This is a genomic window from Methylobacterium sp. GXS13, assembly GCF_001455965.1.
GTDB lineage: Bacteria > Pseudomonadota > Alphaproteobacteria > Rhizobiales > Beijerinckiaceae > Methylobacterium.
In genome coordinates, this window is sequence record NZ_LKKO01000102.1 from 37,474 (window position 1) to 63,466 (window position 25,993).

Below are 25,993 nucleotides of genomic sequence, written 5' to 3' on the forward strand. Positions count from 1 at the left end.
CGACGCATTCGTCGCACCGCGCTACCGACCTGAATGGCCAGAGAGATCCCCAGCGTCGGCGACCTGCGCCGCAAGTCCGAGGTGACGGACGACGAGACCGAAGCTGCAACGGATGCCTACCTCAAGGACGAGGACGCAGAGCCGTTCGTCTTTGAGTCTGGCCACCGGGTCGATGTCGCCAAAGCAATCGAGATGCACCCCCAGGCCAGGAAGGTGCTGGCGGAGGAGGGCACCGCGCCAGGTCTACGCCGCACGATGGTCATGACCGCTGTCATCATGGGCTTCCCGGTCCAGGGATGAGCGGTGAGCCAGATGACGCTCACGGCGTTGTCGTTGCCCGGCTGATGCTTCAGCTGTTCGGCTTCGCGCAAGGTCTCGGGGTAGACGAAGCGACGGTCCAGCACATCGTAGAGCGCGTCATCGTCGAGATGCCGATGTGCCCGGACGAGGAACGCCTAGTGAGAGCACGCAACTGGCTGCTGATCGCGGCGGCGTAGGGGAGGCGTCGGGGTACTACCCCCGTGAGGCCGTAGGTTGCCAAAATCGTCACCGGCGGTGTGAAGCTCAAGAGCGAGCCCGCGCTACTTATCCGCGAGACGATACGATCAGCGCGGCGAGAGAGTCTTGGGTTCTTTCGGATCGCCGTTAGGGGAGATCACCCGTTGGGGAACTGCGACCGCAGGTAGCCGCATAGCCCCCAGGCGCTCTACGGCGCTGCATGATAGGCACTCTCCGGTCTCTGAATGCACGGCCGCTGATTTGGCCTGTCGTACCCACGGTCCGGTCCGGTTCGGCCCTGATCTGTCTTGAAGCGCAGCCGATGGTAACGACCCCTGAGAAGCCTGCGATCCGCGGCCCCCACACGCCAGTCAGCGGGAGCGGCCCGGAGGGTGTTGTCGATCAGCACCACGACATCTTCTTCGCTGCCGTCGAGACGACACGCATGCCGATGATCGTCACCGATCCGCACCAGCCGGACAACCCAATCATCTTCGTCAACCGCGCCTTCGAGCGCATGACTAGCTATACGCGTGCGGAGTTGATCGGTACGAACTGCCGATTCCTTCAAGGGCGGGAGACCGACCGGGATACGGTCGCCGAGATCCGCTCCGCCATCGCCGAGCAGCGCGAGTTCTCGACCGAAATCCTGAACTACCGCAAGGACGGCTCCTCGTTCTGGAACGCCCTGTTCGTCAGCCCGGTGTTCAACCGGTCGGGCGACCTCGTGTACTTCTTTGGCTCCCAGCTAGACGTATCCCGGCGACGGGACGCCGAAGAGTCACTTCATCAGGCCCAGAAAATGGAGAGCCTGGGCCAGCTTACCGGCGGCATCGCTCACGACTTCAACAACCTGCTCCAAGTGATCTCAGGACACAACGAGGTGATGCTGGCGCTGATCGACCATCCCACCATCGATGTCAGTCGGCTTCGCAGAGCCGGTGAGGCCGTGCGCGATGCCAGTGAGCGTGCTGCCAAGCTGACCCATCAGCTTCTCGCCTTCTCGCGCAAGCAGCGCTTGGAGGGGCGCCTCCTGAACCTGAATGGCCTCGTGCAGAACATGAGCGAGATGGCCGAGCGCACGCTCGGCGAGCATGTTGAGATGCGTCTGGTGCCCGCAGAGGACCTCTGGAATACACGCATCGATCCGACCCAGGCCGAGGTCGCGCTGCTGAACGTGCTTATCAATGCTCGTGATGCCATGCCGGGCGGCGGCACCGTCACCGTCAAGACAGAGAACCTCCTCGTTGAGGACGAGGACAGCGCGTTGTTCAAGACGGTGGGGCCGGGTGCCTACGTGGTCGTCTCTGTCACCGACACAGGGGCGGGCATGCCCCCCGAGATCCTGGCGCGGGTGATGGAACCGTTCTTCACCACGAAGGCTGAGGGCAAAGGCACCGGGCTCGGCCTCGCGATGGTCTACGGGTTTGCGAAACAGTCCGGCGGTTCAGTCAAGATCATCTCCGAGGTTGGTCATGGCACGACGGTGCGCCTACTGTTTCCCGCCACCGACCAGAAGATCGAGGATGACCGGAAAGCCTCGCAACGTGCTGCGGACCGGCACGGTACGGAGACGGTCCTGGTCGTCGATGACCGTCTCGATGTGGCGGCTACCGCCGGTACCATCCTTGAGGACTTCGGCTACAAGGTCATCATCGCGGATGGGCCTAAGGCAGCGATTGAGATCCTCGATGACGAGGGCCGGATCGATCTTCTGTTTACCGACCTGATCATGCCCGGCGGCATGAACGGCGTGATGCTGGCTCGCGCCGCCCGCGAGCGGCAACCCAAGATCAAGGTGCTGCTGACCACCGGCTACGCTGAAGCATCGCTGGAGCGCACAGACGCGGGCGGCACCGAGTTCGAGGTTATCAACAAGCCGTACAAGCGCTTGGAACTCGCTCGGAGGATACGCCGTGTCATCGACGGCCCAACGGGGATCGGTTGAAGAACGCAGTAGCGTCAAATGGTGGGACCAGCGATCGAAGGACTTGATTTGGGGGCCATGCACAAGCGTGCGGTGTTCCAAAGCCTGACGCGACGCCTGGACGGGTTCACCCGTGGCCTCGGTCTCGATGAGTTGACCGTGCGCACGATGGTCGAGACGGTGGTCGCCGACATGCCTGATCAGTCCGACGAGGAGCGCCTTACCGAGGCGCTTCGCCGGATGAACGTCGCATCCGCGTAATCACGCATACCGAATGAAACATTCGTGCCCGGTTCGTCGTAAGAAGATTACGATGGACGTATCGGGGACGGTCGGATGGTAGCTCTCACCGCAGCGGTTCCAGCTTTGCATGCCGCCGGACTGATCGGGATCTGGAACACAGATGTCGCCGCAGGCCGCTCCGTGCTGGATGAAGGGGCAGCGGCTGTGATGGCTGGCAACCCCGGCCTCGCCGGCCAGCCGCTCCCCCTTGAAGCTGCACTTGGACGCATACACCCCGACGACCGGGACTGGTTGTTCAGGCAGATCCGCCAAGTGCGCCGGACCGGCGGACCGTTCTCGGCCGAGTTTCGGGTGCTGGGCGAAGCGGGCGCTGTACGCTGGATCCTCAACCGAGGTACTATCTCGCATATTGAGGACGGCCGGATGCAGGGCCTCGGTGCCTACATCGATACCACGGTCGGTCACCGTAGTTCGAGCGTCCCAGCCGCCTTGTTCGCTCAGGGAGGCGAGGATCCGCTGCTTGTGGCAGCCGATCGCTGCATCGAGGCGCACACGGCATTGAAGGCGGGTGATCACGTCGACCTCCGGAGCCTCTCCGAACTGCTGCTGACAAGCATCGGTCGTACCCTTGCCCGAAGGCTGTCGAGCTAAGCGCGGCGTCCGCGTAGCCGCATGTTCGAGGAAGATCTTATCGCTGTGGCCGTAACGGTGCTCACGTCCCGCGGCCACACGGTGGAGCCGGACGTCGATTTCGAGAACTGGCGCGTCGCCGGCGGCACCTGGCTCACCGCTGGCGGTCTCTTGGCCCTGGCCATCCGCCTCTGCCTGAACTCCGGGGTCGGCCGGCTGCAGTAATCGCGATGCCTCAGACCCTTACCGGCTGGATCCTGTTTGCTGCCGTCATCGTCGCTGGCGCCGATGGCGGCTATTTGGTCGTCAGGGTTGTGATGAGTACTCGCGATAACCGGAAGATCGACAGGCGCAACGTCGTGGCGGCCATCACCTTCGGGACCATGCTGATCGTGTCCGGCACACTGCTCTTGTTCGTCGAGGGCCGCTGACCGGATGCCGACCGAAAACCGTACGCGCCCCGATCCGAGGCCGCGCCTTGCGGGCGCTCTGGGCCTGCGCGGCCCATCCGCAGGGCCTCCGGCATAGAGCTTATCCGACCTACATGCTGATGCTGGCCGAGATGGGGCTGGTTCAGAAGCGGCACGTGCGTGGGCCCGGGCGATCGCAGCCGGCGTGGTTCCTAACAGCGGCCGGGCCGGCGGTGATCGCGGAGCTCGGACCGAGCGAAGTGCGGGATTAGCCGCCCTTCGTCTTGAACTCCCAGATCGGCGGGCCCCACACTTTGCCTGGCGTGTTCCGGTAACCGGCGGTCCGCTCGAACACGATCTGATTCCCCTCGACCGCCTGCACCTTCTTCCCGGCGACCATCAGCGCACCGCAGTAGTCGACCCGGAGCGTGCCGTGCTCGGGGTGGACGCCGAAGAGATGAGGCGACGTCCGGTCCAAGGCGTGGGCCTCGGCGCCGAACCGGACGCAGAAGTCGAGCGCTGCCTCCCGCATCGCGGCTCACTGCGCTGGCGTTAGGTAGCGACATGGCGAGGCGCGCTCGGAGATATTCTCAATGGCGCCGTACCACATGTCGACGGGGTTCGGGATCAGGGTGGGGGCGAGACCGGATGACATCCGGCCGAGCTACGCCACGAGCTGTCGGCAGGCCATGCGGCCAGAAGCGGGATTGCTCCGTGTCTGAGGCCCCCGACCCGTTCCGTGTGAGGGGGGATTTGGACCGAGCCGGTGGGTGTCCCTCAAGACGACACGCCATGCTGCACCGCAGCGCTAATCAATCAAGGTCCAAAACGAGCAGGCCCGCCCTGGTTTTCCAGTGGCGGGCTTGATGCGACTGCGCCGACGAGGCCGCACCGTGTCATCCCGAAGGCGGTGCTGCTCTTCCGGCGCCCGGCTACACAGCCGATCTCTGGGAGCAACCTGGGACGTTATGGTTAACCAATTGTTGCTGCTGTGAGCAGCAGTTGCTTGGGACACCGAGGCCTGAGACCCGGACATAAAACTATGTCGGTAGGGCAGCATAAGGCCGAGCTCCGCCGCGGGTTGTAGATATTCGACGCTGCCAGAGCTGGACTTCTCGGTGCAAGGGAGCCTGATCGGCGTCTTCAGAGGCTGCAACAACGCCATACCTGATAGGACTGATCGGGTTCGTTTTTGGTAGCTTCACTACCGGGAGTTGCGCCTAGGCCTATGTTCTAATGCGGACCGAGGGGGCGGCATGGCAGACGGTGGCGATGACGACGAGGGCGACGAGCCGCGATCGGACCATGCGTCGCTACGGCTGGTGTGGTTGAACCCTGGGAATGGGATCACCGTCCTAGGGTCGCTCGGTACAGCCGTGGCGCGGCGGAACTCCTTGCCGGCGAGGCTGCACTTGCAGGGCGAGACCTCGCGCCCGATGAGGCTTTAGCGGGGGTCTACGACGACGTGGTCTGGCTTCGAAGCCAGATCCATCATGGTTTGAAGGGGCTCGGCGAAACGGTACGCGAGCACCGTGTTCGCTCTAAGCAGCACGGTGTTCGCTGCGCGCTGTGCCGCGGGCGAACCTTCTTCGATACCCAGGGTGATGCGACGACCTCCGTCGGCATCGTCATCGACATCACATAGCTTGGGGCGGACGGGCATTGCCGGTTCGGAGCAACCGACCCGGTTTGCCCGAGCAGTAAGCGCGCGATCCTTCGACCGTTCGGGCAGTCCGCCGGCTTAGCGGCTGACGCCGGTGCCGCCACCGATCGGGCCGATAGTGTTCGGCCCGGTATTGGGAGCGGGCGTTGCGGCCTGGTTCCGCTCGATGTTCATTTGGAGGGTGTTGCCCTGCGTGGTCTGCTCCTGCCGCAAGGAGCGCATCTGGCTGTTGTACTCCATGGACTGGTTCGCGGCGTTGGGATTGCCCTGTTGCACCTGAGCCAGGACGGGCGTCGCGCCGATTGCGGATAGGCAGGCGGTGGCGAGGAGAAGGGCGCGCATGATCGGACTCTAACGGTTGATGGGGTCGTGAAGTCGACGCGTCCGGAGCACGGACGGTTCCGACCCGGGGCAGCGACCTGATGCATCAGGGCGGAGCATCACGGCTCAGGCTCGACGGCGTCCTTGCTACGAGCCAGCCTCCGCGTCGCTAACAGCCTACGCAGACCCGAGGATCCCATTTCGGCAGAGGCTTCAGCGGCGGCAATGCTTTCGGCGCCGGGTTCGTGGTGGTTACGCTCTGCTCGGGAAGCGTTACCGCGGCTGGTCGTGCGTCGGCGAGGGCCGCAACATCCTGGACCGATTCAGCCGTGGCGGGCCGGGCGATGCTGCCCGTCAGATACCCATCCATCGCTCGCGCGGCGTTGAGGCTAAGTGCGACGGCGAGGCCGGCGGCGATGAGGCGGATGACGATCATAGGAGGCTCCGCCGGCACAACGTGATGCGGGCGGCGGGGTTCAATCCCCCTCCCCGTCTGCCGTGCGGCGTTTTAGGCCCCTGATCCCGGCGCTTGATGATGGCCCGCTTGGCGGCGTGTCAGGAGCGCCGCGGGCGCAGCGATGACGCCGGCAGGATCGTCGCGTGCCACCGGTTGTCATCCTGCGGCACCCACGGGCGCTCGCCGGGCGGTTCGGGCAGCGGGTACGCGACCGGCATCGACCCGACCGTCCAGGCGACCGGCGGCGTGTAGAGCTGCGCGAGCCTGCGCGGGGGCAGGCGCTTCGCCAGCCGGACGGGATGCGCTCGCAGGGCGAGCCTGCGGCGGTCGTGCCGGTGGAGCCGGGCGTAGCGCTTGCGCAGCTGGGCGAGGCGCATTTTGGCCCGGGGGCGGCGCGTCGCCGTCTGCACGCGCGGGGCCAGCTGCGCCAACTGGATCAGGCTTGGCTTGTCGTAGCTGACCGTTGCGACACGGTTGGCCGCGGTGATGCAACCCGTACAGATCGATCCTGACAGTTGTTGCCAAGTCCGCTGCTGACGCTCGGCGATGAGCGCGCTCCGATCGGAAGCCGGCTTGGGCTGTTCCATGTCCCGGCGGGCGGGAAAGGCCGCGCTTATGGACGGCAACCCGATGGCGAATGCAGCAAGTGCCGCCGTTAAGGAGTGTGCAACGCGCTTCATGACCCATCTCGGCGACAGCCCAAGGCCGCCAAGCGTCTTGTTGCCCTGTGGGTGCGGGCGAGCAAACCGTTTTCTTGAGACTTCGGTACTCAATACGTATGCTGCCGGTGCGGTTTTAGGCCGGCCGAGCCGGCGATGCTTTCGTCGTCCGCGGTTGATCGGCGCAAGATCATTGTGCTGTTTCCCGGTGGTGGCAAGTATTTGAATCCTGTTCGTGGGTCATGACGATGGCGGTTCATTGGACAGTCGCTTAATTATTCGATAATGCAAAGGGATTGCGGCCTGCGATGCGAGCCGCGTCTCGCATCGGGGCGATCATGATCTCTGTGCCGCGGATCGCGACTTTAGGTTTGGTGTTGCTGGCGGGGGCGTGCTCGCGTCTGCCGAACGTTCCGACTGCCTACAGTGCATTGCCGCGCACCGCTTCATCCGCCCCGGCGACGCCGGTATCCACGGTTCCGGAGGTGCCGGTCGCATCGGTCGTCGACCTGCCGCGCATCGTCATTCCCGGGACCCTGAAGGTCCCGGCCGCCACGGTCGAGCCCCACGGCCTGAACCCGAACGCGGCCCTGGACACGTCCCGGCGCAGCCGCATGACCTGGGAGGCGCTGCGCCCCGGCGATCTCCTGAAGCCGCCGGTTCTCGCATCCGCGGACGGGGCGGTATCGGCAGGTGTCGCGCCCCGGACCTACGACCGGGAGGCGGCAATGGACCGCCTGCTGAAGGGCGGTCGGGACGCCGCGAGCGGCATCTGCTCCGGCTGTTGATCTCGGGTTGCCGCGCGGCGTCATGGTTAGCCGATCGGGGCTCTCGGCGCGGTCTTTTTACGCACTGTTAACATGTCCGCCCCACGTTGCAGCCAGCGACCCGAGGGAGGCGTGGCATGCGGACCTTGAAGGCGGAAGACGAGCAGGCGGTCGAGCGCCTGACGCTGCGGCTCCTCCAGGACGCTTATTGCGATCTCGCGGCGGTGCTCCGGGGCGCGCAGCCTGCGGCCGCCGCGGCCATCCTCGCCGTCATGGAACAGCGCGTCACCGACGTCCTCACCCGGATCTGCCAGCAGGGCTCGGAAGGCGCGGCCTCGGACCGGATCGCGATCGCCGTGGGCGAGCGGATCGGCGAGGTCATGGATCAGGCGCACGGCCGGGACGGAAGCACGGCCTTGGCAGCCTGAGTTAGGTCGTCCGCGCGCCGGACGTGCTTCGCGGCCATTGCCAGTACCGATAACCCCGGCCCATCCTGCCGCGGATGCGTCCGCCCGTTCCCCTTTCCGCCGTCCGGATCTTCGAGGCTGCAGCGCGGCGACGCTCGTTCAAGGCGGCGGCCGGCGAGCTGAACCTGTCGCCGAGCGCGGTCAGCCACGCCGTGCGCAAGATGGAGGAAATTCTCGGCGTCGCCCTGTTCGAGCGGAACGGGCAGGGCATCGCCCCGACCCCGGCCGGCGAGGCTCTGTGCGATCATGTCGGGGGCGCCTTCGCCGAATTGAATCGCGGCCTCGACCTCGTGGCCAATCGCGGGCCGCAATTGCTGCGGCTGCACTGCGCACCGAGCTTCGCGGCGCAGTGGCTCGCGCCAAGGCTGGCGCGCTTCCTCAGAGAGCATCCGGGCTTCGAGGTGCGGCTGGCTGCCGGCATGGACTATGCCCGCTTCATCACCGACGAGTTCGACGCCGACATCGTCTACGGCCCGCCCCGGGGCGAGGGGCTGGTGCGCATGTCGCTCGGGCGTGAGACGGTAACGCCGCTCTGCGATCCCGAGCGCGCCGCCCGGATCGCCGGCCCCGCCGACCTGTTCGCGCAGACCCTGATCCAGAGCGACAACAAGCAGGTGCGCTGGACCCATTGGTTCGAGCGCAACCGGCTTACCGCGCCACCCACCGCCGCCATCCGCTTCGACCGGAGCTTTTTGGCCCTGGCGGCGGCGGCCGAGGAACTCGGCGTCGCCCTTGAATCCACCCGACTCGCCGAGCGGGAGATCGCCGCCGGTCGGCTGGTGGCACCGCTCGCCGGGCGGGCGGAGGATATCAGCTACATCGGCCACCATTTCGTCTGCCCGGCCGATGCCCGCCGCCGGGCGCCCCTGCGGGTCTTCGCCCGCTGGCTCGCCCGGGAACTCGCGATCGAGCTGGACGCAGAACTCGCCTGAACCGCGAGGGCAGGTGAATCCCATTCACCTGCAGGTGCAGGATTCGCGTTTGTCGCGCGGGCCGCCCCGGGCCAATGTCGCCGCAACGAACAAGACGCGAGGAAACGTCACCGCGAAGCCGTCGATCCCCGGATCGCGGTCGCCGGCTGGCCCTAGCCTCCGTCGCGACGACAGGCTTCGATGCCGCACGCGCGCGGATCGCCGGGAGGGTCCCATGGTTCTGAACGATCGGGTCTGCGTGATCACCGGCACGGCCTTCGCCCGCGGCATCGGGAAGGCCACGGCGCGCCTGTTCGCGCAGTCCGGTGCCCGCATCGCCGTGCTCGACCTCGATGCCGGCCAGGCCGAGGAGGCCGCCCGCGACATCGGCTCCGGCCATATCGGCCTCGCCTGCAACGTGACCGACCGGGCCGCCTGTGACCGGGCCGCCGAGGAGATCGCCGCCCGGCTCGGGCGCATCGACGTGCTGGTCAATAATGCCGGCATCACCCAGCCGCTCAAGATCATGGACATCGCGCCGGAGAACTACGACGCCGTCACCGACGTGAACCTGCGCGGCACGCTCTACATGAGCCAGGCCGTGATCCCGGGCATGCGCGGCCAGGGCTCGGGGGCGATCGTGTGCATGTCCTCGGTCTCCGCCCAGCGCGGCGGCGGCATCTTCGGCGGCCCGCATTACAGCGCCGCCAAGGGCGGCGTGCTCGGCCTCGCCAAGGCCATGGCCCGGGAACTCGGCCCCGACGGGATCCGGGTGAATGCCGTGACGCCCGGCCTGATCCAGACCGACATCACCGGCGGCAAGCTCACCCCCGAGCTCAAGGTCGAGATTGCCAAGGGCATCCCGCTGGGGCGCCTCGGGGTGGCCGACGACGTCGCCAAGGCCTGCCTGTTCCTGGCCTCCGACCTGTCCGCGTACATCACCGGCGCGGTGATCGACGTGAACGGCGGCATGCTGATCCACTGAGGGGGGAGTCCCATGTCGACCGATAGGCCGCCGACCGAACGGCCCCGCGCGGGGTCCAACGTCCCGCTCAGCGAGCGCGCCTACCGCATCCGCCGCCACGCCCTGCGCATGGGCGAGGTCCAGGGCCAGGGCTACATCGCCCAGGCCCTCGGCATCAGCGACGTGCTGGCGGTGAGCTACTTCCACGCCATGACTTACCGGCCCGAGGATCCCGAATGGGAGGGCCGCGACCGGTTCCTGCTCTCGATCGGCCACTACGCCATCGCCCTCTACGCGGCGCTGATCGAGGCGGAGATCATCCCGGAGGACGAGCTGACGAGCTATGGCGGCGACGATAGCCGCCTGCCGATGTCGGGCATGGCCGCCTACACGCCCGGCATGGAGATCACCGGCGGGTCGCTCGGCCACGGGCTTGGGATCGCGGTCGGCATGTGCCTCGGGCTGAAGCGAAAGGGCTCGAAGAGCTTCGTCTACAACTTGTTCTCCGACGGTGAGCTCGACGAGGGCTCGACCTGGGAGGCCGCCATGTCGGCGGGCTCGTTCAAGCTCGACAACCTGATCGGCCTCGTCGACGTGAACGGCATGCAGGCCGACGGCGCCTCCACGGGGGTGCTCAACTTCGAACCGCTGGCCCCGAAATTCGAGGCGTTTAACTGGTTCGTACAGCGGGTCGACGGCAACGACATCGACGCGCTGGTGGCGGCCTTCGACGCCGCCCGGAACCACCCGGGGCCGCAGCCCCGGATCATCATCTGCGACACGCGCATGGCCAAGGGCGTGCCGTTCCTGGAAGCGCGCGAGCGCAACCACTTCCTGCGCGTCGAGCCGGATGAATGGCAGCGCGCGCTGGCGATCCTGGACGAAGGGAGGGTGCGGTGAGACGCTCGAAATACGAGAAGCCCGCTCCGCGGGAGGGCGGCAGCCTCAAGACCTCGGCGATGATCGCCTCGCTGGCTGCCCCCGGGCAGCGCACCAAACCCGCGCCCTTCGGTCATGCCCTGGTCGAGCTCGCCAAGACGCGCCCCGACATCGTCGGCCTGTCGGCGGACCTGTCGAAATACACCGACCTGCACATCTTCGCGCAGGCCCATCCCGAACGCTTCTACCAGATGGGGATGGCCGAGCAGCTCCTGATGAGCGCGGCGGCCGGGCTCGCCCGGGAAGGCTTCACACCGTTCGCCACCACCTACGCGGTGTTCGCCGCCCGCCGGGCCTACGACTTCATCTGCTTGGCGATCGCGGAGGAGAATCTCGACGTCAAGATCGTCTGCGCCCTGCCCGGCCTGACCACCGGCTACGGCCCGAGCCACCAGGCGACGGAAGACCTCGCGATCTTCCGCGGCATGCCCAACCTCACGATCATCGACCCTTGCGACGCGCACGAGATCGAGCAGGTCGTGCCGGCCATGGCCGCCCATAAGGGGCCGGTCTACCTGCGGCTCCTGCGCGGCAACGTCCCGCTGGCGCTCGACGAGTACGGCTACACGTTCGAGCTCGGCAAGGCCAAGACGATCCGCGACGGACGCGACGTGCTGGTCGTCTCCTCCGGCCTGATGACCATGCGGGCGCTGGAGGTGGCCGACGCTTTGCGCGACGACCGGATCGACGTGGCGGTCCTGCACGTGCCGACGATCAAGCCGCTGGACGAGGCGACGATCCTGCATGAGGCCCGGCGCGGCGGCCGGCTCGTGGTGGTGGCCGAGAACCATACGGTGATCGGCGGCCTCGGCGAGGCGGTGGCGGGCCTGCTCATGCGCAACGGCACGATGCCCGAGCGCGGCTTCCGCCAGATCGGCCTCCCGGACGAATTCCTGGATGCCGGCGCCCTGCCGACGCTGCACGACCGCTATGGGATCTCGGCGGCCGCCATGGCGCGGAGCATCCGCGGATGGCTGTGAGCCGCCTCGCCTTCGTCGGCCTCGGCGCCATGGGCCTGCCGATGGCGGCCCACCTCGTCGCCGCGGGTTTCTCCGTGCGCGGCTACGACATCCGGGCGGAGAGCCGCGCGGCGCTCGTGGCCCTGGGCGGGGCGCCGGCCGAGACCCTGGCGCAGGCGGCCGAGGGCGCCGACGTGCTCCTGCTGATGGTGGTGAACGCCGCCCAGGCCGAGGAGGTGCTGTTCGCGCGCGGCGCCCTCGACGCCCTCGCCCCGGACGGGATCGTGGTCCTGATGGCGACATGTCCGCCGGGGGCGGTGGAGGCCATCGCGGCACGCGTCTGCGCCACCGGCCGCCGGTTCGTGGATGCCCCGGTCTCGGGGGGGGTCGTCGGGGCGAAGGCCGCCAAGCTCACGATCATGGCCGCGGCCCCGGCCGCGACGCTGGCGGCGATCCGCCCGATCCTCGACGCGCTCGGCGACCGGATCTTCCATGTCGGCGAGCGGCCGGGACAGGGCGCCACCGTCAAGGCGGTGAACCAGCTCCTGTGCGGCGTCCATATCGCGGCCGCCGCCGAGGCGATGGCCCTGGCCGGGCGGGTCGGGGTCGATTGCGCGGTGGTGCTGGAGATCCTCTCGGGCTCCTCGGCTGCGAGCTGGATGCTGCGCGACCGCGGCCCCCGGATGCTGGAGGTGGAGCCGGAGGTGACCAGCGCGGTCGACATCTTCGTCAAGGATCTCGGCATCGTGCTGGAGGCCGGCCGCAGCGCCGGTGCGGCCCTGCCGCTGGCGGCGCTGGCCCATCAGCTCTTCGTCTCGACTTCGGGCCGGGGCGACGGCGGTGCCGACGACAGCCAGGTCGTGCGCGCCTATCGCGCGCTCAACGGCAAGTAAATGTAGGGGCTTGAATGTAGGGGCTTGCGGGCCGGCGCGGCTTGTCCGTGCGCCGCGGAGCCCGGATGATCCGCGCCGGAGAAGAAGCGGCGCGTGAGACGCACGATAACGGCACCGGAACCCGTATCCGGGGCCGAATAACGGAGGGACGTACGATCCACATGACCGGCTAACGGCGGGGATCGGGCGGCTCGGGACGACCCAGGGAGTGAAATCATGCGCGACACGCGTTTCAGCCGCCGCAGCCTGCTCGCCGGCGCGGCTGCCGTGCCGGTCTTCGGCATCCTGACCCGGCGCGGACAGGCGGCTGAGTTCTCCTACAAGCTCGCCACCGGCCAGGACCCGACCCACCCGGTCAACGTCCGGGCGCAGGAGGCCCTCGACCGGATCCGCGAGGCGACCGGCGGGCGCCTGGAGATCAAGCTGTTCCCGGCCAATCAGCTCGGCTCCGACACCGACCTGCTGGCGCAGGTGCGCAACGGCAGCGTCGAGTTCTTCAACCTCGCCACCTCGATCCTCGCCACCTTCGTGCCGGCCACGAGCCTGCCCAACACAGGCTTCGCGTTCAAGGATTACGACGCGGTCTGGTCGGCGATGGATGGCGGGCTGGGCAACTACGTCCGGGCCGAGATCGCCAAGACGCCGATCCTCACCGTCTCGAAGGTCTGGGACAACGGCTTCCGGCAGATCACCTCCTCGACCCGCGAGATCAGGACGCCGGAGGACCTGAAGGGCTTCAAGATCCGCGTGCCGCCGGCGCCGATGCTGACCTCGCTGTTCAAGGCCCTCGATGCCGGCGCGGCGCCGATCAATTTCAACGAGCTGTATTCCTCGCTCCAGACCAAGGTGGTCGAGGGTCAGGAGAACCCGCTCGCCATCACGGCCACGGCCCGGCTCTACGAGGTGCAGAAATCCTGTAGCCTGACTGGGCATGTCTGGGACGGCTACTGGATCCTGGGCAACAAGAAGGCCTGGCAGCGCCTGCCGGCGGACCTGCGCCAGACGGTCTCGCGCGAGCTCGACCGGTCCGGCACCGACCAGCGCGCGGATGTGGCGACGCTCAGCCTCTCTCTGCGCGAGAGCCTTGCCGCCAAGGGCATCGCCTTCGTCGATGTGGACCGTGCCCGCTTCCGCGACGCGCTGGGCCGGACGAGCTTCTACCGGGACTGGAAGGCCAAGTACGGCGATGCGGCGTGGGCGTATCTCGAAGACGTATCCGGCAAGCTCACCTAAGGAACGGACGCCATGCAAATCGACATCGCGGCCGTCGAGAGCGCGGCCGGGCTTGAGCTGGCAGGGCCGCCCCTGCGTGCCCGTACCTGGCTGCGCAAGCTGGACGTGGCCCTGGGCTACCTCGTGGAGATCCCGGCAGCCCTGCTGGTGCTGGCCGAGATCGCCGTGCTGTTCGGCGGCGTGGTCAGCCGCTACGTCTTCCGCGAGCCGCTGGTCTGGTCGGACGAGCTGGCCGCGATCCTGTTCCTGTGGCTCGCCATGCTGGGGGCCGTGGTCGCCTTCCGCCGCGCCGAGCACATGCGCATGACCGCCATCGTAGCGATGTGCGGCCCGCGCATGCGCGCCTTCCTGGAAACGGTCGCCCTCGTGGCCGGCCTGATCTTCGTGGCGCTGGTGCTGGAGCCGGCCTTCGAATTCGCCAGCGAGGAGACCTTCGTCCAGACCCCCGCGCTGGAGCTCAACAACGCCTGGCGGGCCGCCGCCCTGCCGATCGGCTTCGGCCTGATGCTGCTCGTCGCGCTGATCCGCCTCTTGGAGACCGCCGACTGGCGGCTCACCGTCGGGGCGCTCGCCATGGGCGGCGGCATCGCCGCCGGGCTCGTCGCCCTCCAGCCCGTCTTCGCGGGGCTCGGCAATCTCAACCTGCTGCTGTTCTTCGTCCTCGGCGTCGGCGCCCTGGTCTTCTCCGGCGTGCCGATCGCCTTCGCGTTCGGGCTGTCGACCTACGCCTACATCACCCTCACCACCGGCGCGCCGTCGATGGTGGTGGTCGGGCGCATGGACGAGGGCATGAGCCACCTCATCCTGCTCGCAGTGCCGTTGTTCGTGTTCCTCGGCCTGCTGATCGAGATGACCGGCATGGCCCGGGCCATGGTCGGGTTCCTGGCCTCGCTCTTGGGCCATGTCCGCGGCGGCCTGCACTACGTGCTGGTCGGTGCGATGTACCTCGTCTCGGGCATCTCCGGCTCGAAGGCCGCCGACATGGCCGCCGTGGCGCCGGTGCTGTTTCCCGAGATGAAGGCGCGGGGCGCCAAGGAGGGCGACCTCGTGGCGCTCCTGGCCACCACGGGCGCGCAGACCGAGACGATCCCGCCCTCGATCGTGCTGATCACCATCGGCTCGGTCACCGGCGTGTCGATCACGGCGCTGTTCACCGGCGGGCTGCTGCCGGGCTTGGTCCTGGCCGTGACGCTCTGCGCCCTGGTCTGGTGGCGCTACCGCGGGGAGGATCTGAGCCACGTCGCCCGGCCCTCCGGGGAGGGGATCGGCCGGGCGCTGCTGGTGGCGGTGCCGGCCCTGGCGCTGCCGTTCGTGATCCGCTTCGCGGTGGTCGAGGGCATCGCCACCGCCACCGAGGTCTCGACCATCGGCATCGTCTACGCGGTGCTGGCGGGGCTCCTGATCTACCGCCAGTTCGACTGGCGGCGGCTCTACCCGATGCTGGTCATGACCGCGACGCTGTCGGGGGCGATCCTGCTGATCATCGGCGCGGCCACCGGCATGGCCTGGGCGCTGACCCAATCGGGCTTCTCGCAGACGCTCGCGGTGGCGATGAAGAGCCTGCCGGGCGGCCCCGTCGGCTTCCTGTTCGTGTCGGCGGGTGCCTTCATCATCCTCGGCTCGGTGCTGGAGGGCATTCCGGCGATCGTGCTGTTCGGCCCGCTGCTGTTCCCGATCGCCCGACAGGTCGGCGTGCACGAGGTCCACTACGCGATGGTGGTGATCCTCGCGATGGGGATCGGCCTGTTCGCCCCGCCCTTCGGGGTCGGCTACTACGCCGCCTGCGCGATCAGCCGGATCCACCCGGACGCGGGCATGCGCCCGATCGTCGGCTACATCCTGGCCTTGCTCGTCGGCCTCGTCGTCATCATCCTGGTCCCCTGGTTCTCGATCGGGTTCCTCTGAAAAACCCGGATTCGAAAGGTCCGAGACCTTTCGTGGGTCCAGGGCAAAGCCCTGCTCTCGAGCAGCCTGGTCCATCAGGGCTCCGCCCCGATACCCCGCCAAAGGGCTGAGCCCTTTGGAGACCCTGACGCACGCCTGAGCCCCGAGCTACCGCGATGCCGGAGACTCGAGAGGCCCTCACCGCCCGGATGGCCGACGCGATCCGCTTCCTGTCCCTCGACGCCATCGAGCCGGCGGGTGATGGGCATTCCGGCGCGCCGCTTGGCTGTGCAGAGATCGCGGTGGCGCTGTTCACACGTCACCTGAAGTGCAACCCAGCCGACCCGGAATGGCCGGACCGCGACCGCTTCGTGCTCTCGAACGGGCACGGCTCGATGCTGCTCTATGCTGCGCTTCATCTCGCCGGCTATGCCGGCCTGCCGATGGAGCGGATCCGGTGCTTCCGCGAGCTCGGCTCGCACACCCACGGCCATCCGGAGATCGCCCCCGAGCTCGGCATCGAGGCGACCACCGGGCCCCTCGGGCAGGGCATCGCCAACGCCGTCGGCATGGCCGTGGCCGAGGCCAAGCTCGCCGCCACGTTCGGTCTCGATCTCGTCGATCACCGCACCTACGCGCTTCGGCTGGGACCGCTGGATCGGCGAGACGGGCGGCTTCGTCGGCATGACCGGCTTCGGCGCATCCGGGGCGCCGGAAGCCCGATTTCGCCACTTCGGCATCACCGCCGAGGCGGTGGTGGAGGTGGCGCGGGCGCGTCTGACTTAGGGCGTCTCCGCCGGTCAGATCATCCCGGCGCCGCCGGTGCGCACGATGCGCGCGCGCTGCTCGGCATAGCGACCGTTGGCGACGCGCTTCAGCGCGCTTTCGAGGCGGTTCGCGACCTGGCCGAGAAGCGAACGCTCAGCGCGAAAGCCAACGAGATACGCGAGGGTCGCCATCGTGCCTGATCCCGAACGAGGACCGGGCCATGCGCCCGGTTGCTGCGGTGCAATATGCGCCCGCCCGGGATTGCGTGTCAGGGAGGTCTCAAGTGGCCTGCCATGCAGAAAAGGCATGCAGAGGACACGGAATCTTCATCGGATTGATCTGAGGACTATATCCGGCTCGTGCAGTGCAGCGAATGCAGTCGCCCGCGCCCTCACCGTTTGACAGCGGGACCTGCCTCGAGGAGTAGGCAATTCCGGGCTTCGAGTTCCTGGCGGATCGACTGCTTGGTGATCTTGCCGTAGCCGGATTTCGGCAATGCGTCCCAGAAGAACACCCGCTTCGGCAGTTTGTAGCGGGCGACCTCGCCGGAGAGCCATGCGATCAGCGCGGTCTCGGTGATTTCGGCCCCGGGACGGACGACGCAGACCGCCACGCCGATCTCGCCCCAGGCCGGGTCGGGTACGCCCAGAATCGCGGCCTCGGCGATGGCAGGGTGCCGCAGCAGCTTCTCCTCGGTCTCGCGCGGATACACGTTCGACCCGCCGGAGATGTACATGTCCGAGGCGCGGCCGGTAATGAACAAAAACCCTTCCGGGTCGAGGTGGCCGAGATCGCCGGTCCGGAACCAGCCGTTCCGGAACGCCGCCGCGTTGGCCTCCGGGTTGTCGTAGTAGCCTGCGAACACCGCCGGGCCGCAGACGCAGATCTCGCCGGTTTCGCCCGCCGGCAATTCCTGCCCTGCCCCGTCCTGAATCTGCACCTGCATGCCGGTGCGCTCGAACCCGCAGGTGCCCACCTTCACCCCCGGCCCGTCCTCGGCGGCATGGAGACGTGGCGGCAGCACGGTGATGTTGCCGGTCACCTCGCCGAGCCCGAAATACTGGACCAGCACCGGCCCGAGCGCCCGTAGCGCCCGCTTCTGATCCTCCCGGTACATCGGCGCGCCAGCGTAGATCACATGGCGCAGGCTGGTGTGATCGTGGGCCGCGACCGCCGGGTGCTCGGTGATGAGCTTCACGATGGTCGGCACCGTGAACAGATTGGTGATCCGCCACCGCTCCACCAGGGACCAGACCTCCGCGGGGTCCAGGCGCGCGCCGCCGGTGAGCACCGTCTTCGCGCCGGCCGCGACTTGGGCGAGCTGATGGATGCCGGCGCCGTGCGAGAGCGGCGCGACGACCAGGGAGGCGTCGGCCTCGGTGGTGCCCGGCATCAGGTCGCAGAGATGGTTGGTGATGACGAAGGCCATCTGGCCGTGGGTGAGCACCGCCGCCTTCGGCCGGCCGGTGGTCCCCGAGGTAAAGAAGAACCAGCACGGATCGTCGTGCTCGACATCGGCGGTCGGGGCCGCCTCCCCCGCATGCGCGTCGACCAGGGCGTCGTAATCCAGCCCGAAGGTGGAGCCGCCGATCTCGAGCACGAGGCCCAGCACGGGTGCGGCCGCGCGGATCGCGGCGGCGTGGTCGGGGAACTCCGTGCCGCAGATCAGCGCCGCGGCGCCGCTGGCGCTGGCGAGATAGGCGACCTCCGCGGGCGTCTGCCGGAAATTCGTCGGCACCCAGACGGCGCCGAGTCGGAAACAGACGAACATCGATTCGAACAGCGGGTTGCCGTTGCGGGCCTGGACCAGCACCCGGTCGCCCTTGGTGACGCCGCGCGCCGCCAGCGCCGCCGCCATGGCGTCAACCCGGGCGTCGAGGGCGCCCCAGCTCCAACTCCGGTCGCCCCAGGCGAGGCCGATCGCGTCGGGCCAGCGGCGGGCCGCCCGGCGCAGAAAATGGGTGAGATTCATCACCCGCCGGGAATAGGGCGCGACGCCGCCGCGCGGCGCCGGCCCCGCCCGGCCGCTCATGCGAGCTTCCCGCAAGCCTTCTCCAGGAGGGACCACCCCTCCTCGCCGTACCGGCCTTTCCATTCGGCGTAGAAGCCGGCCTTGCGCAGCTTCTCGCGAAAGGGCTCCGGATCGGGCTTGTTGAACACGAGGCCGCCCTTGGTCAGGTCCTCCTGGAGGCTGGCATTGAGCTTGGCGACGTCGGCCCGCTCCTTCATCCCGGCCGCGTTGATGTGGCGGGCGACCATCGTGCGCAGGTCCTCGGGGATGCGCTCCCAGGCGCGGCGGTTCGCCAGGAACCAGTAGCCGTCCCACATGTGGTTGGTGAGCGAGCAGTATTTCTGCACCTCGTAGAACTTGGTCGTGGCGATCACCGCGAGCGGGTTCTCCTGGCCCTCGACGATCTTGGTCTGGAGGGCCGAGTAGGTCTCGTTCAGGTTGATCGAGGCGGGGGCGGCCTCGAACGCCCGGAACATCGAGGTCCAGAGCGGCGAGACCGGCACGCGGATCCGGAAGCCCTTGAAGTCGTCCGGTCTGGCGATCGCCCGGGTCGAGGAGGTGGTCTGGCGGTAGCCGTTGTCCCAGATCTTCTCCATGGCCACGAGGTTGGCCTTGGCGATCTGCTGGCGGACCCAGGCCCCCAGCTCTCCGTCCATCGCCGGCCAGACCGCGTAGTAATCTGGGAAGGCGTAGCCGATGCCGTTGATCGAGGCGTTGGGCACAAGCGTCGAGAGGATCAGCGGCGACATTGTGAAGAACTCGACGCTGCCGGAGCGCAGCTGGCTCAGCGTGTCGGTATCCGAGCCCAGCTGGCTCGTGGGGAAGATCTTGAGATCGAACCGGCCACCGCTCTCGACGCGCAACGCATCCGCCATCTCGCGGGCGCGGATGTTCATCGGGTGCGTGTCGGGCAGGTTGTTCGCGTATTTATAGGTGAAGTCGGCCCGTTGCGCCCGGGCCACGTGCGGGCTGGCCACCGTCCCGGCGAGGAGCGCCGTGGAACTCGCGGACAGGAACCGGCGACGGGACAGGTGGAATGGCGACGACATGGGCGGCCCTCTTGGTATGGGCCCGCGGGCCCTGCGTTTCCTCAGGGTCCACGTTCGTGCGCGGACTCTCTGCGTATTGAGGCTTCGATAGCCGCTGGCCGAAACCAGTCAACGGGGCGGTTTCGGCTCGGCTATCGGAGTGAGCGACTTGTCAGGGCGAGCGGGGTTGTCGAGCCAAGTGGAAGCGGCCGCCGGCGCGGCTGATCCCACCCCTGCGCAAGCGGGCTTCGCGTCGAGCGGGCCAAGCAACGGTTCGAGTTCGACAGATCGGCGGGCGAGGGTTCAGACTCAACTGGTGGGCTTGGTGGCCCCAGAGGCTAACGAACGCGCACTCGCCACCGCGCGGAGGAGCATAAAGCCAGGTCCTGGAACCACGCCTACCGTGACGTTCCGCGGTCGTCTGCGAGCCAATGTCCGTCCTGGGAAGGTCCGCTTCCCGGCTGTCGACGCAGCAGAGATCTACGACTGGGTTGGGTGGATTTATGCCAGCCCGCTTCCGGGATGAACCAACGGAAGCGCGGACGATCGACATGTGCCGGGAACTGATCATCCGCTCCCGATCGGTCGGATCGAGGGTGATCGAGACGCACGTTGCGGTCAGGCACTTCGATCACCCCGTTGCATCCGACGTTCGTTGGGCGTGGCCAAACGTCATGGAGCGACTGTGTCGATGTGCGTGATGTCGGATGCCGGGATCGAGACGCGCGACAGCACAGGCGGAGGCGTCGGACCGGGCGGAAAGGCAGTCTCCCACCCCCCGCCCAGAGCCTTGGACAGGGCAACGAAGTCCGTGGAGATCGCCGCCGTCGCCTGGACGAGGCTGGTCTCGGCCTGCAGCACGGTCTGCGAGGCTTGGAGGACCGTGGTGAAGATCTCGACGCCTTGCGTGTAGCGCGCCCGAGACAGGGACAGCGCCTGTCGCGCGTCAGCCACCTGCCTAGCGAGGCGCGCCCGCCTCGCTTCGTCTCCCTTGAGCGACGCGAGCGCGTTGACGACGTCGTGCCAGCCCTGGAGGACCGCCTTCTGATAGGCGATCGCCGCCTCCTGCTGTCTGGCACGCTGAAGCACGAGGTTCGATCGCAACCGGCCGCCCTCGAACAACGGGATCGAGATCGACGGGCCCACGTTCATGTATTGCAGGGACGAACCGCGGAAGATCTTGCCCGGATCGACCGCGTTCACGGTCGGGCTCGCACTCAGCGTCACGGTCGGGAAGAACTGCGCTTCGGCGACCCCGATCTCGGCGACGGCGGAATGGAGATTCGCTTCCGCCCGCCGAATGTCGGGTCGACGCAGGACCAGGCTCGACGGCAACCCCACCGGCACGCGCGGCGGTACTGGCGGGATCGACCGACCGGTCACAAGCTCCTGCGACAGGGCGAGCGGTGGCTCGCCCAGCAGCAGCGAGATCGCGTTGATCTGCTGGATCTCCTGTTGCTGGAGCTGTGGCAACTGCGCCTTGATCGCCTCGACCTGCTGGGCCGCGTTGGCCGTGTCGAGGCCGCTGACGAGGCCCTTCTGCTGGCGGATCCGAACCACGTCGAGAATTTGCTCGTTGACCTGGATGTTCGCCAGATCGATCCGGATCTGCTCCTGGGTGCCGCGGAGCTGCACGTAGTCACGCGCCAGTTCGGCCTGACTGGAGACCAGCGCGTCGCGTCGCTGCTCCGCCGACGCGTCGGCCTGTGCCTGTGCGGATTCGACGGATCGGCGGACGCGGCCCCAGAGATCGAGTTCCCAGGACGCATCGAAGCCGAGGGTGTAGCTCTCGAACCCGTTCGTCAGCGGCGCGGTCAGGCTGCCGCTGGACGTGGCTGAGGTTCCGCTCCCGGAGGCGCCGCCGAGGGAACTCGACAGCAGCCCGATCGTGCCGTTCTTGCTGAACTGCTGCCGGTAGGCATTGCCCTGACCGTTGAGCATCGGCAGCCCGGCGGCGGCCGCGGTGCCGAGCTGTGCCCTGCTCTCGAACAGGCGCGCCGTGGCGGTCTGCACATCGAGGTTCTGCGACGCGACGCGGTCTTCGAGCTGCGCCAGGATCGGATCGCGGAAGGCGAGCCACCACGCCACCGCCGGCTCCGCCTCGCTGGTGCGCGCCAGGAGCGGGAGCGGCGTCCGAGTTTCAAGGCCGGTGTCGAGGTAGTCGCTCGACTCCGTGATCGTCGGGGCGGGGGGCATGAAATCCGGACCGACCGTGCAACCGGCCAGCCCGAGTCCGACGGTCGCGAGGGCCGCGCAGCCACGTTGCCGATGGTGTCGACGGAGAGCCATGTCAGTGTCCTCCGCCGCCGCCTTGCGCGGTCTTGGCCGAGATCAGGAAGCAGAGCGGCACGACGAGGAAGGCTATCACCGCCGTGTATTGAAAGACGTTGCCGTACGCCAGGATCTGCGCCTGCTTCATGTAGGTCTGGTAGGTGTGGGCGATGGCCTGCTGGTGCACGACGGACGCGGCGCGGCCCAGCGACCGGAGGGTGTGCTCGCTCTCCTGGATCAGCGTGTTGTAGCCCTGCCGGAGCGGCGTCATGAAACCCGACAGGTGAGCTTGGTCGGATTGCGTCCGCTCCGTTACGGCAGCCGTGGACAGCGAAATCCCCAGCGATCCGAACACGTTGCGGAACATCGAGAAGAGCGCCGCGCCGTCGCTTCGGTATTTCTGGGGCAGGGTCAGGTAGGCGATGGTCGAGATCGGCACGAACAGGAAGCCCAGCGCGGCCGTCTGCAAGGAACGCATGAGCACCAGCGTCCTGAAGTCGATGTCGGGGGAAAGCTTGCTCGAATACATGAGCGCAGTCCCCATCAGGGCGAAGCCGAACATGACGATGTAGCGGGTCTGCACGACCTTCATGAGTTGTCCGACGATCGGGATCAGGATGATCACCACGACCCCGCCCGGCGAGAGGATCAGGCCGGACTGCAGGGCCGGGTAGCCGAGCACGTTTTGGGCGAACTGTGGGATGATGACCGCGCTCGCGTACAGGGCGAACCCCATGGCACCGATGAGGACGCAGCCCATGGCGAAGTTCTTGTCCTTGAAGACCTCCAGGTCGATGATCGGCTTCCGGGCGGTCAGCAGCCAGCAGATCGCCCCGAAGGTGCCGAGGAAGCCCAGGACCCCCATGGTGCGTATGAACGGCGAACCGAACCAGCCATCGTCCTCGCCGCGGTCGATCATGATCTGCATGCAACCGATGCCGATCACGATGAGGGATAGACCGATATAGTCGATGCCGCGCTTGGTCTTGCGCTTCTCCGTCTCCGAGGGCGGGTCCTGCACCAGGACGCCATTGGCGATGACCGCCACGATCCCGACGGGCACGTTGACGAAGAAGATCCAGCGCCAGTCGAGGTGCTCCACGAGGTAGCCACCGAGCGTCGGCCCGAGGACGGGGGCCACGATGGTGGCCACAGCAGTGACCCCGAAAGCCGCCCCACGCTTGGACGGCGGGAACGTGTCGAGGATGATCGCCTGCTGGCTCGGCTGCAGTCCGCCTCCGAAGAAGCCCTGCATCAGGCGGAAGACGATGATCTGCCCGAGGCTCTGCGAGATGCCGCATAGGAACGACGACACCGTGAACATCCCGATGCAGATCAGGAAATAGCGCTTGCGCCCGATCGTGTCCGAGAGCCAGCCCGCGATGGTCAGCACGATGCCGTTTGCGACGAGGTAGGCGGTGAGCGTGTAGGTCGCCTCGTCGCTCGATGCGGCGAGCGAGCCGGCGATGTACGGTAGGGCGACGTTGACGATGGTGGTGTCCAGGATCTCCATGAACGCCGCCAACGTGACCGCGATGGCGATCAGCCAGGGGTTGTAGGCCGGCTTCCAGCCTTGGTTCTGGTCCTGGCTCATTTGAGCAGCACCGTCGGCTCGACGCTGATGCCCAAGGGTAGCGGCTCGTCCTTCCTGAGTCCGGAATCGATCACGATCTTCACTGGCACCCGCTGGACGATCTTGATGAAGTTGCCGGTGGCGTTCTCGGCCGGGAAGGCCGAGAACTTCGAGCCGGAGCCGCGCTGGATCGAGTCGACATGGCCGTGCAGGTCGAGGTCGGGATAGGCGTCCACCGTGATGGTGACCTGCTGACCGGGCCGCATGCCGTCGAGTTCGGTCTCCTTGTAGTTGGCCGTGATCCAGGCATCCGTGGTGACCAGGGACATGACCTGCTGGCCGGCCGTGAGGTAGTCGCCGACATTGACGTTGCGCTTCGTGACCCAGCCATCCTGGGGCGCGCGAACTACGCTCCACTCGACATTGAGGATGGCTTGGTCGAGCTGGCCCTTGGCCTGCTCCGCCTGTCCTTGCAACTGATCGACCTGCTGCTCGGACTGGCCGATGTTCTGCTGGACCGGCATGGCCTGGACGACGCGGGCCTCGGCCTGCTCGACCTGCGCCTTCGCCTGCTGGTAGTTCGACGCCGTGGTGTCCACGTCCTGCTGTGTGGTCGCCAGTTTGGGCAGGCTCTTCTGTCGGTCGTAGTTCGCCTGCTGCAAGGCGAGGTTGGCCCGTGCCGAGGCGAGGTTCGCCTGAGCGAGTTGGAGCGCGGCCGGAAAGTTCTTCCTGGCGATCTCGACGCCAAGTTTTTGGTTGGCGACCTGCGCCTTGTTGGCGTCGAGCTGACCTTGGGCCTGCTCCTGCCGATAGACGTACTGTCGGGGATCGATGCGGAACAGCGGGTCGCCCTTGCGGACGAACTGGTTGTCGGTCACGTCCAGGGCGACCACCTGCCCGGCGACTTGCGGCGCGACCGTGACGATATTGCCATCGGTATAGGCATCATCGGTCGTGGCCTTGCCGCGGGTAGACAGCCAGAAGTAGAGCCCGCCGCCGATCATCAGCAGAACCACGAGAGCGGCGATGCCGATCACCAGCGGTCGCCGCTTTTTGCGCTTGTTGGCGTCCTGATCCTCGCCGGCATCCCGCTTGTTAGAGCCTTGCTCCGGTGTATCGTCCCGCCGCTTCGGTTTCCTGTCTCGACCGCGCTCTCCGTTGCGCTCGTGCCGATCCGAGCCGTCGTACTCGGAGCGGTCGTCGCCCGAGGAGGTCCGACGCCTTCGGTCCTCGGCAGGATCGTCGTACTCGATGTCCCGATAGCCATCGGAACGAGGCTGCCGATCGTCCGGAGCCGAGCGCTCACTTCGGTCGGTGTCCCGACGTCCGCCGGCATCGGGCGCGCCGGACCGTGAGCGCCCCCGGTCGTCAGCTCCGGACCCGACATCGAGATAATCGCGCCGGCTGCGTGAGCGGTCATACGGGCGGGAACGGCTATCCGCGTCGTCGGTCATGGATGGAGCTTGGAACCTTATCGACGGCGTGGTCTGGCGGAACACTAGGTCGCGCGACCGGCTTGCCTTATGGATGGCCGGCACAACCGAACCCGGCGGTTCGGATAAGCGCGGGTGAACCGATCGATGTCAAGCGCCGCGGTTGTCGACCAAAAGATGCCGCGCGGGCCCATCCCACGCGGCGCGCGGCGACGTGGGGAGATCGCTCGGGCCGCCGAGCAGGTATTCCTGCAGTATGGCTTTGCCGACACGACCATGAAGATGGTCGCTCTAGCCGCAGGTGCATCCAAGGAGACGCTCTATCGCCACTTCGGCAGCAAGGAAGATCTGTTTTTAGAAATCGTGAACAACCGAAATAACGAGGTCAGACAGACACTCGATGCGGAGCTTGAGAGCGATCGACCCATTCCGATCATCTTGCGATCCGTGGGTATCTCGCTGCTGGAATGCATGTGCAGCCCCACGGTCGTAGCACTCGCTCGCATCATCGTGAACGAGACACCCCGGTATCCGGCACTCGGGGATGCCTTCTACGCGATGGCCCCCGGTCGCACGCTTCAGAAGCTCACCCGTTATCTCACGGACGCCAAAGCCCGGGGGGAGTTCGTCGGCGACGCACCGGGGTTGGCTGCAGAGATCTACACCGGGAGCGTCGTGGGCAAGTTCGTCCCGCTGATGCTGTTCACTCCGCACTCCTTCGCCATCGATCGAGCGCAGATCGAAGCACATGTCGACGAGGTGGTGCGAACATTCTCGAAGTCGTACGTCGCCCGGCGTCGAACGCGGTCATCCGGATGAAGGTCGCCTTCCTCGCCGAACGGTGCGGTAGGGAGCGATCCGACGTCCGAAGTTCCCCGCACCGAAATGGGCTGGCAGCGTCTGGCAAGACGCCTGCCCGCGTTCTGCGGCGGGATACTACGTGATCAGTAAGGTGGGCAGCGTCCGGTTTCGGAGTATGCCGCAATGGCCAAAGAGCAACCGATACGGGTCCCGAGCGAACGCTCCGAACGCGGACCGGGAGGTGAGGATGCTCCCTCCGCCTCGAGACGACCTGACCGTCTTC

General features: G+C 67.2%; 26 protein-coding genes and 1 pseudogene. 18 read left to right on the forward strand and 9 right to left on the reverse strand.

The window, feature by feature from the left end; all coding sequences use genetic code 11:
- Positions 1-33: 33 nt before the first annotated feature.
- From AO398_RS26650 to AO398_RS26680, 7 genes are all read left to right on the forward strand, one after another.
- Positions 34-300 carry a hypothetical protein gene (locus AO398_RS26650; protein ID WP_058195244.1) on the forward strand — a complete coding sequence of 89 codons (267 nt, stop codon included), beginning with the start codon at positions 34-36 and terminating at the stop codon, positions 298-300.
- A complete protein-coding gene (locus AO398_RS26655) occupies positions 297-497 on the forward strand; it encodes a hypothetical protein (RefSeq protein WP_058195247.1) in 201 nt (66 codons plus the stop codon). The genes AO398_RS26650 and AO398_RS26655 overlap by 4 nt, the downstream gene beginning before the upstream one ends.
- Before the next feature lie 323 nt (positions 498-820).
- Positions 821-2,446, forward strand: a complete 1,626-nt coding sequence (locus tag AO398_RS26660) for a hybrid sensor histidine kinase/response regulator (protein ID WP_058195248.1) — start codon at positions 821-823, stop codon at positions 2,444-2,446.
- A gap of 57 nt (positions 2,447-2,503) precedes the next feature.
- Positions 2,504-2,686, forward strand: coding sequence for a hypothetical protein (locus AO398_RS26665; protein ID WP_058195250.1), 183 nt, complete (start codon positions 2,504-2,506; stop codon positions 2,684-2,686).
- 75 nt (positions 2,687-2,761) lie between these two features.
- Positions 2,762-3,319: a PAS domain-containing protein gene (locus AO398_RS26670; protein ID WP_058195252.1), complete on the forward strand. Its 558-nt coding sequence runs from the start codon at positions 2,762-2,764 to the stop codon at positions 3,317-3,319.
- 45 nt (positions 3,320-3,364) lie between these two features.
- Positions 3,365-3,523, forward strand: coding sequence for a hypothetical protein (locus AO398_RS26675; RefSeq protein ID WP_244498900.1), 159 nt, complete (start codon positions 3,365-3,367; stop codon positions 3,521-3,523).
- 5 nt (positions 3,524-3,528) lie between these two features.
- On the forward strand, positions 3,529-3,729 hold the full coding sequence (locus AO398_RS26680; RefSeq protein WP_058195257.1) for a hypothetical protein: 201 nt from the start codon (positions 3,529-3,531) through the stop codon (positions 3,727-3,729).
- Between the two features lie 247 nt (positions 3,730-3,976).
- On the opposite strand, the gene AO398_RS26690 is transcribed toward AO398_RS26680, so the two are convergent.
- The 4 genes from AO398_RS26690 to AO398_RS28895 form a co-directional block, all read right to left on the reverse strand.
- Positions 3,977-4,240 carry a hypothetical protein gene (locus AO398_RS26690; RefSeq protein ID WP_244498901.1) on the reverse strand — a complete coding sequence of 88 codons (264 nt, stop codon included), beginning with the start codon at positions 4,238-4,240 and terminating at the stop codon, positions 3,977-3,979.
- A gap of 1,209 nt (positions 4,241-5,449) precedes the next feature.
- Positions 5,450-5,713, reverse strand: coding sequence for a hypothetical protein (locus AO398_RS26705; RefSeq protein WP_058195264.1), 264 nt, complete (start codon positions 5,711-5,713; stop codon positions 5,450-5,452).
- 148 nt (positions 5,714-5,861) lie between these two features.
- Positions 5,862-6,128: a hypothetical protein gene (locus tag AO398_RS28675; RefSeq protein WP_152997673.1), complete on the reverse strand. Its 267-nt coding sequence runs from the start codon at positions 6,126-6,128 to the stop codon at positions 5,862-5,864.
- Between the two features lie 119 nt (positions 6,129-6,247).
- The gene (locus AO398_RS28895; RefSeq protein ID WP_160329364.1) at positions 6,248-6,829 is read right to left on the reverse strand and encodes a hypothetical protein; all 582 of its coding nucleotides are present in this window, start codon (positions 6,827-6,829) and stop codon (positions 6,248-6,250) included.
- 287 nt (positions 6,830-7,116) lie between these two features.
- Between AO398_RS28895 and AO398_RS29600 the strand changes: the two genes are divergently transcribed.
- The 10 genes and pseudogenes from AO398_RS29600 to AO398_RS27930 form a co-directional block, all read left to right on the forward strand.
- Positions 7,117-7,596, forward strand: a complete 480-nt coding sequence (locus tag AO398_RS29600; protein ID WP_244498902.1) for a hypothetical protein — start codon at positions 7,117-7,119, stop codon at positions 7,594-7,596.
- Positions 7,597-7,712: 116 nt separating this feature from the next.
- Positions 7,713-8,003 carry a hypothetical protein gene (locus AO398_RS26720; protein ID WP_058195272.1) on the forward strand — a complete coding sequence of 97 codons (291 nt, stop codon included), beginning with the start codon at positions 7,713-7,715 and terminating at the stop codon, positions 8,001-8,003.
- Positions 8,004-8,077: 74 nt separating this feature from the next.
- Entirely contained in the window at positions 8,078-8,974 is an 897-nt protein-coding gene (locus AO398_RS26725) for a LysR substrate-binding domain-containing protein (RefSeq protein ID WP_058195274.1), read from the forward strand.
- 214 nt (positions 8,975-9,188) lie between these two features.
- Positions 9,189-9,938, forward strand: a complete 750-nt coding sequence (locus AO398_RS26730; RefSeq protein WP_058195276.1) for an SDR family oxidoreductase — start codon at positions 9,189-9,191, stop codon at positions 9,936-9,938.
- 12 nt (positions 9,939-9,950) lie between these two features.
- Positions 9,951-10,817 carry a transketolase gene (locus tag AO398_RS26735; RefSeq protein WP_058195278.1) on the forward strand — a complete coding sequence of 289 codons (867 nt, stop codon included), beginning with the start codon at positions 9,951-9,953 and terminating at the stop codon, positions 10,815-10,817.
- Complete coding sequence (locus AO398_RS26740; RefSeq protein ID WP_058195280.1) at positions 10,814-11,836, forward strand: transketolase family protein; 1,023 nt, start codon at positions 10,814-10,816, stop codon at positions 11,834-11,836. The genes AO398_RS26735 and AO398_RS26740 overlap by 4 nt, the downstream gene beginning before the upstream one ends.
- Positions 11,827-12,708, forward strand: coding sequence for an NAD(P)-dependent oxidoreductase (locus tag AO398_RS26745; protein WP_058195282.1), 882 nt, complete (start codon positions 11,827-11,829; stop codon positions 12,706-12,708). The genes AO398_RS26740 and AO398_RS26745 overlap by 10 nt, the downstream gene beginning before the upstream one ends.
- 216 nt (positions 12,709-12,924) lie before the next feature.
- The gene (locus AO398_RS26750; protein ID WP_058195283.1) at positions 12,925-13,941 is read left to right on the forward strand and encodes a TRAP transporter substrate-binding protein; all 1,017 of its coding nucleotides are present in this window, start codon (positions 12,925-12,927) and stop codon (positions 13,939-13,941) included.
- A gap of 12 nt (positions 13,942-13,953) precedes the next feature.
- On the forward strand, positions 13,954-15,846 hold the full coding sequence (locus AO398_RS26755) for a TRAP transporter large permease subunit (RefSeq protein ID WP_058195285.1): 1,893 nt from the start codon (positions 13,954-13,956) through the stop codon (positions 15,844-15,846).
- 155 nt (positions 15,847-16,001) lie between these two features.
- Positions 16,002-16,466 (forward strand): annotated as a pseudogene (locus AO398_RS27930) (transketolase); the annotation flags it as partial.
- A gap of 518 nt (positions 16,467-16,984) precedes the next feature.
- On the opposite strand, the gene AO398_RS26765 reads toward AO398_RS27930, so the two are convergent.
- The 5 genes from AO398_RS26765 to AO398_RS26785 all read right to left on the reverse strand — a co-directional run bounded on the left by AO398_RS26765 (position 16,985) and on the right by AO398_RS26785 (position 24,930).
- Positions 16,985-18,625, reverse strand: a complete 1,641-nt coding sequence (locus AO398_RS26765) for an acyl-CoA synthetase (protein ID WP_058195289.1) — start codon at positions 18,623-18,625, stop codon at positions 16,985-16,987.
- Positions 18,622-19,653, reverse strand: coding sequence for a TRAP transporter substrate-binding protein (locus AO398_RS26770; RefSeq protein ID WP_058195291.1), 1,032 nt, complete (start codon positions 19,651-19,653; stop codon positions 18,622-18,624). Before AO398_RS26770 ends, AO398_RS26765 begins: the two co-directional genes overlap by 4 nt.
- Before the next feature lie 651 nt (positions 19,654-20,304).
- Positions 20,305-21,921, reverse strand: a complete 1,617-nt coding sequence (locus AO398_RS26775; protein WP_058195293.1) for an efflux transporter outer membrane subunit — start codon at positions 21,919-21,921, stop codon at positions 20,305-20,307.
- Between the two features lies 1 nt (position 21,922).
- Positions 21,923-23,497, reverse strand: a complete 1,575-nt coding sequence (locus AO398_RS26780) for a DHA2 family efflux MFS transporter permease subunit (protein WP_058195295.1) — start codon at positions 23,495-23,497, stop codon at positions 21,923-21,925.
- On the reverse strand, positions 23,494-24,930 hold the full coding sequence (locus AO398_RS26785) for an HlyD family secretion protein (protein WP_244498903.1): 1,437 nt from the start codon (positions 24,928-24,930) through the stop codon (positions 23,494-23,496). The genes AO398_RS26780 and AO398_RS26785 overlap by 4 nt, the downstream gene beginning before the upstream one ends.
- Before the next feature lie 114 nt (positions 24,931-25,044).
- Here AO398_RS26785 and AO398_RS26790 point away from each other — a divergent pair, with 114 nt between their 5' ends.
- Positions 25,045-25,728: a TetR/AcrR family transcriptional regulator gene (locus tag AO398_RS26790; protein WP_152997675.1), complete on the forward strand. Its 684-nt coding sequence runs from the start codon at positions 25,045-25,047 to the stop codon at positions 25,726-25,728.
- Positions 25,729-25,993 lie beyond the last annotated feature (265 nt).